Below are 15,951 nucleotides of genomic sequence, written 5' to 3' on the forward strand. Positions count from 1 at the left end.
ACGTACGCTGTGGCCATGGGTGAGGACACGCGCGGTGTGCGCGCCGCGGACGTGTCGCGGCTCGTCCTGCTGCTGCTCTGGGCGGCGTTGCTGGTGTCGGCGCTGCTGTGGGGCCCCGACCTGGAGACCCTCCAGGCCTGGGTGGAGGACGCCGGAGCGGCCGCCCCGCTGGCCTACCTGAGCGTGTACCTGCTCGGGGTGTTCGCCTTCCTGCCCCGGCCCGCCCTCAACGCCGCCGCTGGCCTGCTCTTCGGAATGTCCCTGGGCCTGGTCCTGGCCCTGGCCGGTGGGGTGTGCGCGGCCCTGGCCCAGTTCTCGGTGGCCCGCCACGTGGCGGGCGACGCGGTGGACCGGCGGCTGCCCCAGGGGGCCCGCACCCGGCTGGAGGCCCTGGCGGGCGGGCGCGCCCTCCTGGCGGTGCTCCAGCTGCGGCTGATCCCGGTCGTCCCCTACCAGGTGGTCAACTACGGCTTCGGGCTGACCCGGATGCGGATGTGGCCCTTCGCGCTGGGCACCCTCCTGGGCGGGGTGCCCAGCACGGCGGCGCTGGTGCTGGTCGGCGTCGGGGGCACGGACCTGGGTCCGCCGGTGGCCGTGGCCGGGGCGGTGCTCGCGGTGGTGATCGGCGCGCTGTGGTGGGTGCGCTCGCGCCGCGGGCGGACGCGGGCCTGAGGCCCGTCCCGGACGCACGGGCCCCCTCGGCGGTCGCGGACACCCGCGCTCCTGTGACGGCCGTGCCGCCCGCCGGGTCCGAACCGGTGGCGGTGCCGCTCGTCCGCCGCCACCGGCCCCCGGTCTACCCGCCGGATCCCCCGAAGAGGGCCACCTCGTCGGGCGAGGGGCGGTCCAGCTCGAAGGGCAGGATCTGCCCGCCATCGCTGTCGGTGACCATGGGCTCCTGGAGGAGCTCGGGCTCCTCACCGGCGTGGTGTTGCACCACCATCACCCCGGCGTAGCCGCTGTGGTCGTTCTCGGTGGCGTTGAACGGCACCAGGCCGGGCCCCGTCCACTCGTGGGAGTTGAGGGTGGCGAGCAGGCTCTCCCGGGTCAGGTCGGGGCCGGTCTCCATCAGCACCTGGGCGAACAGGACCGCCTGCACCATGCCGTAGACGGTGGTGTCGGTGAAGGGCGTGCCCTCGTTGTACTGCTCGTGGATCTCCAGGAAGAACTCGGTCCACGGGTCCTCGCGCTGGGCGGCCATCGGCAGGAACGCGGTGATGATCAGGTCGTCCAGGAAGGCCTCGGGCGGAACGTTCTCGGCCGCCGTGCCCTGCGCGTACTCCTCGATCAGCCCGGTGGCCACCGCCACGTCGCCGCCGAAGCTGGGCGCCACCCACTGCGGCGTGTAGCCGATCGCGGTGGCCTCCAGGACGGCCAGGGCCAGGAAGGCGGGGATGCAGTGGCAGACGGCGACCTCGGCGCCCGACCGCTTGAGCTCCTCGACCTGTCCGGCGAGCTCGGGGACGCCGGGGTCGTAGGACTCCCAGGCCACGATCTCCTCGGTGAGGTACTGCTCGATCCCCGCGTGGGAGGAGGGGCCCACGTCGTCGTTCTGGTAGAGCAGGCCGACCCGGTCGCCGGGGAAGTTCTCGGCGATGTACTGGCCCTGGATCTTGGCCTCCCGGGTGTAGTCGACCTGGAAGCCGTAGCTGTAGGGGTAGACCTGGGGCTGGTCCCAGGCCAGGGCGCCCGAGGAGACGAACAGGTCGGGGACGCCCGCCTCGTTGAGCTCCTCGATCACGGCCTCGTGGGTGGGGGTGCCCAGGCCGCCGAGCATGGCGAAGATCTCCTGGTCGTCGATGAGGCTGCGGGTGGCCTCCATGGTCTGCGCGGGGTCGAACGCGTCGTCCTGGACCTGGTACTCGATCCGGCGGCCGTGGATGCCGCCGTTGTCGTTGATGTAGTCGAACACGGCGCGGGCGCCGGTGGAGACGTGGCGGAAACCCGGGGAGGCCGCCCCGGTGAGCGGCTGGTGGGTGCCGATGACGACGGCGTCGTCCGTCACTCCGCGGGTGTCGGCTCTGTCGGAGCCGTCCGTGCCGCTGGAACAGGAGGTGAGGAGAACCGTGACGGCCAGCGTCGAGGAGAGGATTCTCAGTGGTCGCATGATGGTGTCCTGGACTCGGTCGTGCCTTCGCGGAACGGGCGGGGCGGGGCCCGTGGGGGAGGTACGTGTCTGCGGAGCGGACTGCGGGGGTACGTCTACTCACCAGTACGTTACTTGCGGGTAAACACTCTACGCGTGTCACCCGACCGCTCAAACCGACCGGTCGTCATGTGACGTGTGTCCAGGTGGGAGGGCATGGGGGTGTGTCCGGGTCAGCCGTTGAGCGCCCCCGGCGCGCGTCCGCCGCACCGCTCGTTCGGCGCACGGCCGATGCCGGACGCGGAGCCGTCCGCGGCCTGCGCGGCGGACCCGGCGGCGCCCGGGGGCACTGGGGGCAGGGTGCGGGACGGGCCGCGCAGGATCTCGCGGGCCAGCCGCGCGATGGTGTCGGAGGCCTGCTGGATCGGGCTGTCGCGCCGCCAGACCAACAGGTGGCGCAGCTGGATGGGCGCGCCCTCCAAGGGGCGTATCACCACGTCCGGACCGGTGTCGAAGTCCGACTGGCACGGCGCGACCGCACGGCGGTCGGCGATGAGGTCGCGGATCTCGGAGCGGTCGTAGAGCCGGTAGGGCACCTCGGGGGTGAACCCGGCCCGCTGGCAGGCCAGGTAGAAGCACTCCGGCCAGCCGGTGCCGTCCGGCGGGGTCAGCGCCCACGGGGACCCCTCCAGGTCGCCCAGCCGGACCAGGGGCCGGTCCGCCTGGGGGTGGCCGGCCCACAGCGCCACGTGCAGCGGCTCCACCGAGAGCATCGCCCAGGACAGGGGGCCGTCCGTGGACAGGTCGCGGTCCACGTAGTCGATCGTGGTCCCCAGGTCCAGGCGGCCCGCGCGGACCAGGTCGGTGACCAGCTTGGGGGAGTACTCCGTGCGCACGTGGACCGGCACGTTCGGGAAGACCTCGGGCATGCGGGCCGACAGCTCCAGCGTCAGTGGCCCGACCCCGCCCACGCGCAGCGTGGTGGGGGAGGCCCCGCGCGCGGTGATGTCGTGCAGCAGGTCGTCCATGGACAGCAGGACCGAGCGGGCGCGCACCAGCACGAAGTCGCCCAGCTCGGTGGGACGGACCCCCGAACGTCCGCGGTGGAACAGCGCACCGCCGACCTCGCGCTCGATCCGCTGGAGCTGTGTGGTCAGTGCGGGCTGGGAGGTGGAGAGCGCGGCGGCCGCCTTGGTCACACTGCCGGTGTCGGCCAGGAGGCAGATGGTGCGCAGGTGGCGGAGTTCGAGGTCCATGCGTGGAATCTAGGACGAGGAGGGGGCTCGTGTACAGACGTGTTGTCGCCGCGGGCGCGGCGGCCCGCCCCGTCTAACGGAACGGCGACCAGGGTGGTGCGCTGTCCAAGGGAACGGAGTGCCGGGCGCATCCGGCTTGTGGAGCGGGGGTGCCGTGCGTCACCATATAGTTGGACGTCCTACTAGGTGTCCACATGTCGGACAGGCGCGGGAGAGGTTCATGACGGTCGCACGTACGCTGCACACCCCCGAGGCGGAGCAGCTCCTGGAACTGACCCGGGAGATCGTGGACAAGGAGCTCACCCCGCGGGCCGCCGGGGACGAGGAGGGCGGCCTGTTCCCGCGCGAGGTCTTCCGCGTGCTCGGCGGCGCCGGACTGCTCGGCCTGCCCTACCCCGGCCGGTACGGCGGCGGGGACCAGCCCTACGAGGTCTACCTCCAGGTGGTGGAGGAGCTGGCCCGGGGCTGGCTCGCGGTCGGCCTGGGCGTGAGCGTGCACACCCTGTCCTGCTACCCCCTCGCCTCCTTCGGCTCCGAGTCGCAGAAGGAGGCCCACCTGCCCGGCATGCTCGGCGGCGACCTCCTGGGCGCCTACTGCCTGTCCGAGGCCGCCTCGGGCTCCGACGCCTCCGCCCTGGCCACCCGTGCCGAGGCCGACGGGGACGGCTACCGCGTCAACGGAGCCAAGGCCTGGATCACCCACGGCGGCCAGGCCGACTACTACACGCTCTTCGCCCGCACCGGCGCACCCGACTCCGGCGCCCGCGGCATCAGCTGCCTCCACGTCCCCGCGGACACCCCCGGCCTGGGTTCGGCGGCCCCCGAACGCAAGATGGGCATGAACTCCTCGATCACCGCCGGGGTCCTCTTCGACGACGTCCGCCTCGGCGCCGACGCCCTGGTGGGCGAGCGGGACAGGGGTTTCGGCATCGCTCTGTCCGCCCTCGACTCCGGGCGCCTCGGCATCGCCGCCTGCGCGGTCGGCCTCGCCCAGGCCGCCCTCGACGCCGCCGTGGACTACTCCCGCGAACGCCGCCAGTTCGGCAGCGCGATCGGCGACTTCCAGGGTGTGGGCTTCATGCTCGCCGACATGGCCACCCAGGTCGCCGCCTCCCGCGAGCTCTGCCTGTCCGCCGCCCGCCTGCGCGACGCCGGGCGCCCCTTCGGCAAGCAGGCCGCCATGGCCAAGCTCCTGGCCACCGACACCGCCATGAGGGTCACCACCGACGCCGTGCAGGTCTTCGGCGGCTACGGCTACACCCGCGACTTTTCCGTCGAGCGCTACATGCGCGAGGCCAAGGTGCTCCAGATCGTGGAGGGCACCAACCAGGTCCAGCGCATGGTCATCAGCCGCCACCTGGCCCGCGAGGGAGCCTGACCGCCTTCCCGCGCGCAGGAGGGCACCGCCGCGCGCACCCGCCGCCCGGCACGCGAGAACGCCTGAGGGGGCCGGGGCGGCCCGGCCCCGGGAGGTTCCGGTCCTCTCCCGGGAGCCCGGCCGCCCCCGGGCTTCAGCCGCCGCCCGGCCGGGAGCGCAGCAGCCTGACGGTCTCCTCGTGGGGACGCAGCTCCAGCTCCAGCGGCCGGTCGGTCAGCGCCGCCAGCGCGGCACGGTACTCCTCCCCGCCCCGGTCCGAGGCCGCCCCGACCTCCAGGTCCGCCAGCGCCACCGCCTCCGGACCCCCGCCGCCCTCCCAGGCCAGCAGTTCGGGGGCGGCGTCCGCCGGGCTCACCAGCACCCGCCGCATCCCGCCGGACAGGCCCAGGCCGGTCGCCTTCAGCAGCGCCTCCTTGCGGGCCCAGTAGCGGAAGAAGGCGCCGATCCGGTCGGCGGGGGAGAGGCGCTCCCAGGTCCGCTGCTCGGACTCGCCCAGCGTGTAGCCCGCCAGGCCCTCCAAGTCGCGGGCCGGGGACACGCGTTCCACGTCCACGCCCACGGGCACCCCGCGGGCCAGGGCCAGCACCACCCACTCGCCCGAGTGGCTGACGGAGACCTCCCACCCCTCGGCGGGGCCGGAGGGGTGGGGTTTGCCGTGCGGGCCCTGCGCGGAGTCCTCGCCCCGGCTGGCGCCCGCGCGTTCCTTCTCCTCACAGGAACGGCAGCGTAAGGCGAAGGTCACCTTCTCGGGCGGGCAGTCGGCCCGCTCGGCCAGCAGCAGCCGGGACACCGCCCGGCCCAGCAGGTGCCGGTCGCGGTCGGCCTGGAGCCGGAAGCGGGCGTTGCGTGACCGTTCCTCCTCGTCCAACAGGCGCAGCAGGCGGTCGTCGGCGGCTGAGGTGCGTACCCACCACACCTCGGTGGGCAGTGGTGCCGGATCGAGCTTCATGTCCCCCATTGTGTCCCGATCTTCCCCGCGTTCGGTGGTGTGAGGTCAACCCAAACCGGGAATTCGGTTATTGGCAGGTCAGCCCGTCCCCTGGGAGGCCCAGATGTCTGTCGTGGTACTGCTCGGCGCGGGAGCGCTCGTCGGTCTGGTGGCGCTCACGGTGATCGTCGTCGTCACCCTTCTGCGGGAGGGGCCCCAGACTCCCGAGGAGGAGGCCGCCGCGGAGGCCGAGGGGCCCGAAACCGCCTCCGGGAGGATTCCGGAGCAGTCGGTGCCCGAGGACGCCGTCCGGCCCGGACGGGTTCCCACCGCCGACGGGTCCGTAGTCTAGGGAGTCGCGCGGGACCGTGGCCCGTGCCCGAACAGAGCACGGAAGTGGGTCCATGGCCGAGGAGAACCGTCCGGCGTTCGCCGCCGACCGCCGGGAGCGCATTCTCGAACTCGTGCGCGCCAACGGCACCATGTCCCTGCGCGACATCGCCGTCAAGGTCCGCGCCTCGGAGGTCACCATCCGCCGCGACGTGCGCGCGCTGGAGACCGAGGGGCTGGTCGACCGCCGCCGGGGCGGGGTCGCCCTGCCCGGAAGGATCGGCCACGAGCAGAGCTACTCCGGCAAGAGCGGCCAGTGCGCCGCGGAGAAGGCCGCCATCGCCATCGCGGCCGCCCGCCTGGTCCGCCCCGGTGACGCCGTCACCATCGGTCCCGGCAGCACCGCCGAGGCCTTCGCCCGCGCGCTCCTCACCCGCACCGACCTGACCGTGGTCACCAACTCCCTGCGCGTCGCCGACGTCCTGGCCGGTGCCGCCGGTGTCGAGGTGGTCGTGACCGGCGGCACCCTGCACGGCCCCATCCGGGCCCTGGTCGGGGCCGCGGCGGAGGAGAGCCTGGCCGGGCTGCGCGTCAACCGGGCCTTCCTCTCGGGCAACGGGGTCAGCGCCGACCGCGGCCTGAGCACCCCCAACCCGGCCGTGGCCAGCGTGGACCGTGCCCTGGCCGCCTGCGCCGAGGAGACCATCGTCCTGGCCGACCACACCAAGATCGGCGCCGACACCATGGTGCCCACCGTCGCCCCCGAGGAGATCGCCCACCTGGTCACCGACAGCAGCGCCGACCCCGAGGTGCTGATGACCCTGGAGGAGACGGGCGCCCTCGTCCACGTCGCGGTGGTCGCCCAGGAGCGGGGGCAGTGAGGGAGGACAAAGGGGAACTTTTCCTCTGCGAACAGAGGAAAGGACCGCGTACCCTACCGTTCACACGCGTATCCCGCGTACGCTCCGCCCGTCCCGCACCACCCGTCCGATCCCGCAGGAGCCGCCGCGCATGTCCTCCCAGCCGACTCCCCAGCAGCCGTCCTCCCCTCCCGTGCGCGTCACCCCCGAACCCGTGGCGCTCCCCGCACCGTGGGCCGAGTCCCGGGTGACGGTGGTCGTGCCCACCTACAACGAGGCGGACAACCTCCCCGTGCTGGTGGGCCGGCTCATGGCCCTGGACCTGCCGCGGCTGCGGGTGGTGGTCGTGGACGACGGCTCCCCCGACGGCACCGGAGAGGTCGCCGACAAGCTCGCGGTCGAGTCCGCCGGACGCGTCGGCGTCGTCCACCGCACCAGCAAGGACGGTCTGGGGCGCGCCTACGTCGCGGGCATGACCCGCGCCCTGGAGGAGGGCGCCGACTACGTGGTGCAGATGGACGCCGACCTCAGCCACCCCGTGGGTTACGTGCCCCAGCTGCTCGGCACCCTGCACGCCACCAACGCGGGCGTGGTGATCGGCAGCCGCTACGTCTCCGGCGGCAGCCTGTCCGAGCAGTGGAACCTCAGCCGCCGCCTCCTGAGCGGCTGGGCCAACACCTACGTCAAGACCGTGCTGTCCATCCCGATCCGCGACGTCACCGCGGGCTTCAAGATCTGGCGGGCCTCGGCGCTGCGCGTCCTGGACCTGCCCGGCATCGAGAGCACCGGCTACGCCTTCCAGGTGGAGATGCACTACCGGGCCTACCGGCGCGGGCAGAAGATGGTGGAGATCCCCATCCACTTCGAGGACCGCGTGGTGGGCCAGAGCAAGCTCGACGGCTCCGTCGCTCTGGAGGCCGCCCTGCGCCCGCTGCTGCTGCGCCGTGCCGAGCGCGCCCGCCGCCGGTAGCGGGTCCCGCCGCGCGGACGCCCCCGGTCCGCCCCGCCGCCCCGTGCTCCCGCGGGTGACATAGGTACGCCGGTTTGGGGCACGGGACTAACGAGGGAAAGGGGGCGAACATGACTGAAGAGCCCTATGACGTGGACACCGACATGGGGGACGACCCCGAACTGAGCAAGGCCGTCGCCCGGGAGCGGCGGATCGAGGCCGACTACGACATCCAGGAGTACGACTTCGAGGACCCCGACATGCCGGGGACCGACAGTTCGGCCGAGCCGCGGGGGATCGACGAGGGGGTGCGCTCCGAGCGCAGCGACCTCTACCCGCGCGAGAGCTGGGGAGGGGAGACCCGCAGCGCCGAGCAGGAGGCCATGCACGAGGAGTCCGACGACGTCACGCCCGACGTCGACGAGGGCGCGGCCGTGCGGAGCGAGCACCCCGACAGGCCCTACGAGCATCCGGCGGACACGCCCCACGGCGACCGGGACGACGAGCGCGACCGGACCACCGACACGGCGGGCTACGTTCCGGACGCCGAGGACCCCAGGGACACGGGGGCCCCGGACACGTGAGGCACTGCGCCGCCTGAGGGCTGTGCCGCCCGGGACGCGCCGTCCGAGGCGGGTCACGTGAGGTGCGGCGCCCCGGACGGAGGAAGACCCTGTTCGGCGAGGGGGAGAACGCCGAGAGCGCGGGCCCCCTTCCGCCCGGAGGCGGAAGGGGGCCCGCGCGTTTCCCGCTGCGGCGACGCGCGCGCCCGCGGGGCGGCGACGGCCTACTCGCTGGCCAGCGCCCCCGTGATGGAGGTGGACGCCGCCCGGCGGGCGGGCAGCACCGAGGCCAGCAGCCCGGCCAGGACGGCGATCGCGATGAACACCGCGATCTGGCCGAAGGGCACGGAGAAGACCATGCCCGGCAGGACCGAGGCCCCGGCCGCCCAGCCGAACACCACGCCCAGCACGATGCCGATGCCGGCGCCGATCAGGCACAGCAGCACGGCCTCCACGCTCAGCATCCGGCGCAGCTGGCCCCGGGCCAGACCCAGCGCCCGCAGCAGCGCGGACTCACGGGTGCGCTCCAGCACCGACAGCGCCATGGTGTTGGAGATGCCGAACACCGCGATGATGATCGCCAGCCCCAGCATGGCCGCGATGGTGTAGAAGGCGATGTCCAAAACCTCGGAGAACTGGTTCTTCATCTCGGCGGCCGACCCGACCTGCATGGTCGGGTAGTCCTCGACCGCGGTGTAGACCGCGTCGCGCACCTCGGCGGCGTCGGCTCCCTCGGCGGCGCGGATGAGCAGCATCTCGTCCTCGTCCACCGACGGGAAGGCCGCGGCGAAGTCCTCCGGGTGCAGGGTCACGCCCGTCAGGGACTGCATGTCCTCCACGACCGCGACGATCTCCACGGACAGGTCCTGCCCGTCCTCGGCCGGGAGGGTGAGGGTGTCGCCCACCCCGGCGCCCTCGGCGTAGCCCTCCGTCACCGTGGCCCGGCCCGGACCCATGTCGGTGACGTCTCCCTCGACGGTGTCGCTGGTGAGGTCGACGCCGAGCTCGGCGCCCGGGTAGGTGTAGACGGGAAACGACTGGTCGCCGTCCGTCTCGACGTAGGTGCTGCGCTGGCCGATGACCTTGCCCAGGGCGGACTGGCCCTCCAGCGCCACCCGGACCTCGCTCGGGATGGTGGGGAACTCCGGCACCTCGGTCGCCCCGGCTTCGGGGGCAGCCTGCGCGCCGGAGTCCTCACCGGCGATCGCGCCCTCGCCCGGCTCCCCGGGTTCGACGGGACCCTCGGCGCCGTCGGCGGGACCCTCCCCGGCCATGCCCTCGGCGGGCGCGTCCTGGGCCGCGGCCTCCTCGCCACCGGCGGGAGTCTGCTCGGCGCCTCCGGTCTGCTCCGAGGCCTCCGGGTCCTCGGCGCCTTCCGGGTCCTCGGCCGTCTCGGTGGCGGTCCCCGTCCTCTCCAAGGAGAACTGCGGGGTGATCTGGTAGTCCACCGGGAACTGTTCCTCGAGCTGCTGGCTCAGGGTGGTCTCGACGGAGGCGCTGATCACCGAGTAGCCGGTGATGAGGGTGGCGCCCACGGTCAGGGCGATCATCGCGGTGGCCGCGCGGCGCGGGCTGCGGGTGGAGTTGTCCACCGCCAGCATGCTCGGCACGCCCACCTTCCGCAGGGGCACGCCGACCACGCGCACGATGCCGCGTACCAGCAGCGGCCCGAGCACGACCACGCCCACGAACGCGGTGAGGGCGGCGGCGGTGACGATGACCGGGCCCATCGTGTCCGGTCCCATCATCTGGGTCAGGCCCACCAGGACGGCCGCGACCGCGAAGGTCAGCAGGCCGAAGACGACGCGGATCCAGCCGGTGCCCTTCTCCAGCCCCGCGGCGGTGGCGCTGGTGCGCAGGGCCGCCAGCGGCGCCACCCGGGTGGCGCGCGTGGCCGGGACCATCGCGGAGAACACGGTCACCACGGTTCCCACGGCGAGTCCGACCAGGACCGCCGTCGGCGTGATCACCACGGGCACCGCCTCCCCGGAGCCCAGCAGCGGGCCGCCGTAGGTCGCACCGGCCATGCCGACGCCCACACCGGCCAGCACGCCCAGGGCGGAGGAGACCAGGCCCACGACCACCGACTCGGTCAGCACCGACCGGAAGACCTGGCCGCGCTTGGCGCCCACGCACCGCAGCAGGGCCAGCTCGCGCTGGCGCTGGGCGATGAGGATGGCGAAGGTGTTGTAGATGACGATCCCGGCGACGAACATCGCGATGAAGGCGAACAGCAGCAGCGCGATGCGCATCATCTCCGCCTGGCCGCCCACGCTCTCGGCCATGTCCAGACCGAACTGCTCACCGGTGCTCACCTCGGCCGCGCCCCCCAGCTCCGCGGCGACGGCGTCGGTCACCTCCTGCGGGGTGCGGCCCTCCGCGGCGAGCACGTCGATCTCGGCGTAGCCCGTCACGCCGGTCATCTCCCGGGTGGTGTCCGGGTCGAAGACGACGGCGCCCCCGGAGCTGTAGGACGGGTCCACGCCGAACTCGACCAGCCCGGTGAGGGTGAAGTCGCGCTTGTCCCCCTCGGCGTCGAGCACGGTCACCGTGTCGCCGACCGCGAAGCCGGTCTGCTCGGCGGTGGAGGTGGCCAGGGCGATCTCGTCCCCGCTCGCGGGCAGCGAGCCCTCGTCGGCGGAGAACCGGCTGACCTCGCCCAGTCCGACCGCGGCGGGAGGCATGAAGCCGACCGCCCGGCCGTCGGAGTCCAGGAGCACGGCCTCGCTCTTCAGGAGGCCGCCCGCGCCGGCGACCTCGGGCAGCGCCCGCACCGCGTCCAGCTGCTCGTCGGTGAACGGAACCGGTTCCTCGGGCGGTTCCGTGCTCTCGGGGTCGAACTCGGGCTCGGTGGGCACGGCGATGGTGTCGACGCTGGTGGCCGAGCCCATGACGGACTTCTCGTAGCTGGCGTTGAGGGTGTCGGCGAAGACCATGGTCCCCGACACGAACATGACCCCCAGCAGGATCGCCAGCACGGTGGTGACGTACCGGGACTTGTGCAGACGCAGCCCGGCGAGTGTGGTGCGCAGCATGTCCCTCAGGCCTCTTCCAGCTTCAGCAGCCGCGCGGAGACCAGCTCGGCGGTGGGCTCGACGACCTCGTCCACCAGGCGGCCGTCGCGCAGGAAGACCACGCGGTCGGCGTAGGAGGCGGCCACGGGGTCGTGGGTGACCATGACGATGGTCTGGTTCAGGTCGCGGGCCGAGTCGCGCAGGAACGACAGCACCTCGGTGCCCGAGCGCGAGTCCAGGTTGCCGGTGGGCTCGTCGGCGTAGACGACCTCGGGCGCGTTGAGCAGGGCGCGGGCCACGGCCACGCGCTGCTGCTGGCCGCCGGAGAGCTTGGCGGGCAGGTGGTCGAGCCGGTCGCGCAGCCCCACCACGTCGATGATGTGGTCGAAGCGCTGCTTGTCGACCCCGCGCTTGGCGATCTGCGACGGCAGCAGGATGTTCTGCTCGGCGGTCAGCATCGGCAGCAGGTTGAACGACTGGAAGATGAACCCGATCCGGTCGCGGCGCAGCAGGGTGAGCTCGGCGTCGCGCAGACCGGTGATCTGGGTGCGGCCCAGGTGCACGGTGCCCCCGGTGGGCACGTCCAGCCCGGCCAGGCAGTGCATGAGGGTGGACTTGCCCGACCCCGAGGGGCCCATGATCGCGGTGAAGGCCCCCCGGTGGAACTCCACGTCCACCCCGGCCAGCGCGTGGACCTGGCTGCCGCCGGTGTCGTAGGTCTTGGTGAGGCCCCGGGCGACCACCACCGGTGGTGAGGTGACCGTGGGGTCGGGCTTCACAGTGGACTCGGTCACGGCAGACAGCTCCAGGATTCGGGGATGGTGTGCGGGCCGGGCGGACTCTCCTGCCCGGCTCCCACCACGCTAGGTCCGCCCGCCCGGCCCGGGCGTCCCCCGCTGGGCCGATTCGCGACTCGGCCAAAGGAACGGTGACGGGCGGGTTCGCGACTCCTTCGTCTGGCCGACGCACCGACTTTCGTCGGGGGTCGGCGGGTCACCCGCTGTGGCGAACCCGCCACGGGCCCTTCTCCACCGGGGCTTTCGCGCGCCGACCGACGATCGGACCGCGCGGGACCGGGCCCGGCGCGCACACCGGTTCACCAGGGGCGCCGCCGTAGAATCCGCACCATGAGGAGCTGGGTGAGCGACCAGGGCAGAGCCGTCGGTGCCCTGTGGAACAAGAACTGGGAGTGGTGGTGGGCCCGCCGCCTGACCATCGCCGACTGGCTCTACGCCGTGCTGCCGCTGCTGTTCAGCGGACTCCTGCAACTGCTGGGCAGCTTCCAGCTCGGCCTGTTCCGCGGGCTCGTCGGGGCCGTCCCCGTGGCCCTGGCCTCCCTGAACATCTCGCTCGCCCTGGTCTCCGTGGTGGTCCTCTACGTGATCCCGGTGCTGTTCGCCGGGGCGACGGTGCTCCTGCGGCGGAGCTCCCCGCAGTGGATGCTCGTCACCGCGTTCGTGCTGCTGCTGTGCTTCGCCAACTTCGTCCCGGCCATGATCGCCCTGTACTCGTACTCGGTGTACCACGCCAACCGGCGCCTGCTGGTGGGCTGGTTCGCCCTGTTCAGCCTGGCCATGGTCGTCGCCTACCCGACCAGCGTCCTCATGCCGATCTCCCTGATCGCGATGGTGCTGGTCGTGCCGATGACCTTCGGCCTGTGGGTGGGCACCCGCCGCCAGCTCATGGACCGGCTCCACGAGCGCGCCGAGCGCCTCGAACGCGAACAGCACATGATGGCCGAGCAGGCCCTCACCGCCGAGCGCACCCGCATCGCCCGGGAGATGCACGACGTGGTCGCCCACCGGGTCAGCCTCATGGTGCTGCACGCGGGCGGGCTGGAGGTCTCCTCCGAGGACCCGCGCACCGTCGAGGCGGCCGGGCTCATCCGAACCACCGGCCGCGAGGCCCTCACCGAACTGCGCGGCATCCTCGGGGTGCTGCGCGACGACACCGACGCGGCGCCCACCGCACCCCAACCGGTCCTGGCCGACCTGGACCGCCTGGTGGAGGAGTGGCGCGCCGCCGGGATGCCGATCGACCGCGAAAAAAGCGGTCAGGTCCGCCCGCTGCCGACGGGCGTCCAGCGCACCGCCTACCGGATCGTCCAGGAGGGGCTGACCAACGCCGCCAAGCACGCGCCCGGCGCCGCCGTCACCCTGCGCCTGCACTACGCCGACCGCCAGTTGGAGGTGGAGGTGGCCAACGCGCCCGCGCGTGGCCCGGCCTCGCCCATGCCCCGCAGCGGTTTCGGTCTGACCGGGCTGCACGAACGCGTCGTGCTCTCCGGTGGCAGCCTCAGCGCGGGGGCGTGCCCCGACGGCGGGTGGCGTCTGCGCGCTATCGTGCGAACCGACGATCCATCCGGCACGCAGGAAGAGGTTTCCGAAGGTGATCCGCACGCTCCTGGTCGATGACGAACTCCTGGTCAGATCCGGCCTGCGGATGATCCTGGACTCGGCCCCCGACATCGAGGTGGTGGGCGAGGGCGGCGACGGCGCCGAGGCCGTGCGCCTGACCGAGGAGCTCACCCCCGACGTGGTGCTGCTCGACATCCGCATGCCGGGCACCGACGGGATCACCGCCGCCGCCCGCCTCACCGCTCTGCCCCGGCCGCCCCGCGTGGTCCTGCTGACCACCTTCGACCTCGACGAGTACGTGCACAGCGCTCTGCGGGCCGGCGCGGTGGGCTTCCTGCTCAAGGACACCCCGCCGCGCGACCTCATCGGCGCGGTGCGCACCGTCCACGAGGGCAACGCGATGCTCGCGCCCAGCGTCACCAAGCGCATGCTCGAACGCTTCGCCGCCCCCGCCCCCGCCGACTCCGCGGCGGGCCGCGCCGAGGCTGTGCGCCGCCTGTCGGTGCTCAGCGAGCGCGAACGGTCGGTGCTCCTCGCGGTGGCCCGGGGCAGGTCCAACGCCGAGGCGGGCCGTGACCTGGGCATGCGCGAGGCCACGGTGAAGGCCCACGTCAGCCGCATCCTGGCCAAGCTGGGCATGTCCAACCGGGTGCAGGCCGCCATCCTGGCCCACGACGCGGGCTGGGCCTGAGGGGGTCGGTCCGCCCGGCGGCGGATCCGCCGCCGGACGGGAGGCTCCCCGTCATCCCGAGGTCCGGGGCGCGCTCCGGCGGTCTCCTCCCGCCGCCCAGCAGGGAGCGCACCTGCGACGGGGTCGCGTCCACCGACCGGCGCAGGCGCTCGGTGAAGTGGGAGTGGCTGGCGTAGCCGAGGGAGGAGGCCAGGGCGGACAGGTCGTCGAACCCCTCCGACAGGGACCGCAGCGCGGAGGCCAGGCGCAGCCGCTCACGGAACCCGTGCAGGGTGACTCCCTGGACCGCCCGGAAGACCCGGGCCAGGTGGTAGGGGGAGCAGCCCGCCGCGGAGGCGGCCGCGTCGAGCAGGCGCGGGACCGGATCGGCGTGGTGTTCGGCGACGAAGGAGGCGGCGGCGCAGGCGACACGGCGGTGGGCGGGCGACACCCGTGCGCCCTCCCGCCCCGTTCCCGCGGCCGTGAGGACCTCTCCCACCCGGACGAGGGCCAGTTCGCGTACGGCGTCCGGATCGCGGGCCCGCTCGCGCAGGGCGCGGCGGAAGACCGACGTTCCCAGCTGCTCGCGCGGATCCAGCACCAGACGGCTCGTCGGGGGCGGACCCGTCTCGACAGCCTCGTCCCACAGCCGCTGGGACAGGGCGACCACCACGCACGCGTCCCCGCCCCCGGCCGGATGTCCGAACCGGTAGGGCTCCTGCGCCTGGAGGAGGAGGGCGCTCCCCGGTTCCACGATGTGCGGGGTCCCCCGTACCTGGCAGGAGAACACACCGTCCACCGGCAGCACCAGCCGGGGCAGTCCCGCGGCCTCCTCCGCGCCCAGCGGCGCGCGCGGAGCCGAACAGAGCACGTCGGTGACCCGCACCCCGCCGGCGTCGGCGAGAGTGAGGCGGCGCAGGGGCGGGGAGGGGATCACCGGGAGGAGCCCCTCCGCGGAGAGAACCCGTCGCCGATGAGGTCGTAGTGCGCCGAGTGCTCGTCGAACCGCCTCAGAAGGGCGCGAGCGCGCTCGGGGACCACCGACGCGTCCGGGTCGCCTCCGGTGAACGCGGCGGCCGCGCGCACGTCGTCGAAGGACATGACCGTCACGAACTCCACCTCACCCGCCAGCTCCGGACGGCGCCACGCCTCCAGGCCGCGCAGCCCCGTCAGGTCCCGCGCGACGATACCGGGGAAGACCTCGTCCAGCAGCAGCCGCTCGTAGGCGTCCGCGTCGGCGGGAGACGTCCACCCGTGCCACAGCCTTCTGATCACCGTGCTCCTCCTTCGTGCCGCGGCGCGTGTCGTTCCCCACGATCGTGCCCTCCGCCGCCGTCCCGCGCTGTCGTGATCCTGCTCGGCCGGGCGGTGACACACCTCACCACCGCCCGCCGTGCTCAGGGCCTCCCCCCTGCGTGTCCGGAATCCCCGCACATGGGCGGATCGGCGTCCCTGTCCGCCTCGGTTACGTCTACCGCCGGGTAGCTCGGTACGCTGCAATGCGGTCCCACCCCCGGAACACCACGTCGTGGCTGATCACAGCAGCCGCAGGAGAAGAGG

The 15,951-nt window shown here is 73.2% G+C and carries 15 protein-coding genes; 8 read left to right on the forward strand and 7 right to left on the reverse strand.

Translation table 11 applies throughout. The annotated features are described in order from the left end of the window. The first annotated feature begins 15 nt into the window (after positions 1-15). Entirely contained in the window at positions 16-672 is a 657-nt protein-coding gene (locus HGB44_RS24295; protein WP_061081415.1) for a TVP38/TMEM64 family protein, read from the forward strand. Between the two features lie 124 nt (positions 673-796). Here the strand turns inward: HGB44_RS24295 and HGB44_RS24300 are convergent, their stop codons facing one another. Beyond that, a complete protein-coding gene (locus HGB44_RS24300; protein WP_061081402.1) occupies positions 797-2,107 on the reverse strand; it encodes an ABC transporter substrate-binding protein in 1,311 nt (436 codons plus the stop codon). A gap of 212 nt (positions 2,108-2,319) precedes the next feature. Further along, entirely contained in the window at positions 2,320-3,342 is a 1,023-nt protein-coding gene (locus HGB44_RS24305; RefSeq protein ID WP_061081401.1) for a LysR family transcriptional regulator, read from the reverse strand. Positions 3,343-3,562: 220 nt separating this feature from the next. Here HGB44_RS24305 and HGB44_RS24310 point away from each other — a divergent pair, with 220 nt between their 5' ends. Next, complete coding sequence (locus tag HGB44_RS24310; protein ID WP_061081400.1) at positions 3,563-4,720, forward strand: acyl-CoA dehydrogenase family protein; 1,158 nt, start codon at positions 3,563-3,565, stop codon at positions 4,718-4,720. Positions 4,721-4,853: 133 nt separating this feature from the next. Here HGB44_RS24310 and HGB44_RS24315 read toward each other — a convergent pair whose 3' ends face one another. After that, the gene (locus tag HGB44_RS24315) at positions 4,854-5,678 is read right to left on the reverse strand and encodes a 4'-phosphopantetheinyl transferase family protein (RefSeq protein WP_061081399.1); all 825 of its coding nucleotides are present in this window, start codon (positions 5,676-5,678) and stop codon (positions 4,854-4,856) included. Positions 5,679-5,772: 94 nt separating this feature from the next. On the opposite strand from HGB44_RS24315, the gene HGB44_RS24320 reads away from it, so the two are divergent. The 4 genes from HGB44_RS24320 (at position 5,773) to HGB44_RS24335 (ending at position 8,371) form a co-directional block, all read left to right on the forward strand. Beyond that, on the forward strand, positions 5,773-6,000 hold the full coding sequence (locus tag HGB44_RS24320; protein WP_061081398.1) for a hypothetical protein: 228 nt from the start codon (positions 5,773-5,775) through the stop codon (positions 5,998-6,000). A 52-nt stretch (positions 6,001-6,052) separates the two neighbouring features. Next, complete coding sequence (locus HGB44_RS24325) at positions 6,053-6,859, forward strand: DeoR/GlpR family DNA-binding transcription regulator (RefSeq protein ID WP_061081397.1); 807 nt, start codon at positions 6,053-6,055, stop codon at positions 6,857-6,859. Between the two features lie 130 nt (positions 6,860-6,989). After that, positions 6,990-7,808, forward strand: a complete 819-nt coding sequence (locus HGB44_RS24330; RefSeq protein WP_061081396.1) for a polyprenol monophosphomannose synthase — start codon at positions 6,990-6,992, stop codon at positions 7,806-7,808. Positions 7,809-7,939: 131 nt separating this feature from the next. Beyond that, complete coding sequence (locus HGB44_RS24335; protein ID WP_061081395.1) at positions 7,940-8,371, forward strand: hypothetical protein; 432 nt, start codon at positions 7,940-7,942, stop codon at positions 8,369-8,371. Between the two features lie 203 nt (positions 8,372-8,574). On the opposite strand, the gene HGB44_RS24340 is transcribed toward HGB44_RS24335, so the two are convergent. Then, positions 8,575-11,385 (reverse strand): ABC transporter permease, encoded by a 2,811-nt coding sequence (locus HGB44_RS24340; protein ID WP_061081394.1) that lies wholly within the window; start codon positions 11,383-11,385, stop codon positions 8,575-8,577. A gap of 5 nt (positions 11,386-11,390) precedes the next feature. Beyond that, positions 11,391-12,158 (reverse strand): ABC transporter ATP-binding protein, encoded by a 768-nt coding sequence (locus HGB44_RS24345; RefSeq protein WP_061081393.1) that lies wholly within the window; start codon positions 12,156-12,158, stop codon positions 11,391-11,393. Between the two features lie 333 nt (positions 12,159-12,491). On the opposite strand from HGB44_RS24345, the gene HGB44_RS24350 reads away from it, so the two are divergent. Beyond that, complete coding sequence (locus tag HGB44_RS24350) at positions 12,492-13,778, forward strand: sensor histidine kinase (protein WP_061081392.1); 1,287 nt, start codon at positions 12,492-12,494, stop codon at positions 13,776-13,778. Next, positions 13,753-14,412: a response regulator gene (locus HGB44_RS24355; protein WP_061081391.1), complete on the forward strand. Its 660-nt coding sequence runs from the start codon at positions 13,753-13,755 to the stop codon at positions 14,410-14,412. Before HGB44_RS24350 ends, HGB44_RS24355 begins: the two co-directional genes overlap by 26 nt. On the opposite strand, the gene HGB44_RS32745 is transcribed toward HGB44_RS24355, so the two are convergent. Further along, complete coding sequence (locus tag HGB44_RS32745; protein WP_061081390.1) at positions 14,333-15,328, reverse strand: helix-turn-helix transcriptional regulator; 996 nt, start codon at positions 15,326-15,328, stop codon at positions 14,333-14,335. The genes HGB44_RS24355 and HGB44_RS32745 overlap by 80 nt on opposite strands. Then, a complete protein-coding gene (locus HGB44_RS24365; RefSeq protein ID WP_061081389.1) occupies positions 15,325-15,666 on the reverse strand; it encodes a hypothetical protein in 342 nt (113 codons plus the stop codon). The genes HGB44_RS32745 and HGB44_RS24365 overlap by 4 nt, the downstream gene beginning before the upstream one ends. Positions 15,667-15,951: the final 285 nt, after the last annotated feature.

The organism is Nocardiopsis alborubida (genome assembly GCF_012396365.1).
In the GTDB taxonomy this organism is placed as follows: Bacteria; Actinomycetota; Actinomycetes; order Streptosporangiales; family Streptosporangiaceae; genus Nocardiopsis; species Nocardiopsis alborubida.

What these genes read in the sequence shown, in the direction of transcription:
- HGB44_RS24325 (WP_061081397.1), top strand. Translation starts at nt 6,053, where the DNA reads ATGGCCGAGGAGAACCGTCCGGCGTTCGCCGCCGACCGCCGGGAGCGC.
- HGB44_RS24300 (WP_061081402.1), bottom strand. Translation starts at nt 2,107, where the DNA reads ATGCGACCACTGAGAATCCTCTCCTCGACGCTGGCCGTCACGGTTCTC.
- HGB44_RS24310 (WP_061081400.1), top strand. Translation starts at nt 3,563, where the DNA reads ATGACGGTCGCACGTACGCTGCACACCCCCGAGGCGGAGCAGCTCCTG.
- HGB44_RS24320 (WP_061081398.1), top strand. Translation starts at nt 5,773, where the DNA reads ATGTCTGTCGTGGTACTGCTCGGCGCGGGAGCGCTCGTCGGTCTGGTG.
- HGB44_RS24295 (WP_061081415.1), top strand. Translation starts at nt 16, where the DNA reads ATGGGTGAGGACACGCGCGGTGTGCGCGCCGCGGACGTGTCGCGGCTC.
- HGB44_RS24350 (WP_061081392.1), top strand. Translation starts at nt 12,492, where the DNA reads ATGAGGAGCTGGGTGAGCGACCAGGGCAGAGCCGTCGGTGCCCTGTGG.
- HGB44_RS24340 (WP_061081394.1), bottom strand. Translation starts at nt 11,385, where the DNA reads ATGCTGCGCACCACACTCGCCGGGCTGCGTCTGCACAAGTCCCGGTAC.
- HGB44_RS24330 (WP_061081396.1), top strand. Translation starts at nt 6,990, where the DNA reads ATGTCCTCCCAGCCGACTCCCCAGCAGCCGTCCTCCCCTCCCGTGCGC.
- HGB44_RS24305 (WP_061081401.1), bottom strand. Translation starts at nt 3,342, where the DNA reads ATGGACCTCGAACTCCGCCACCTGCGCACCATCTGCCTCCTGGCCGAC.
- HGB44_RS24315 (WP_061081399.1), bottom strand. Translation starts at nt 5,678, where the DNA reads ATGGGGGACATGAAGCTCGATCCGGCACCACTGCCCACCGAGGTGTGG.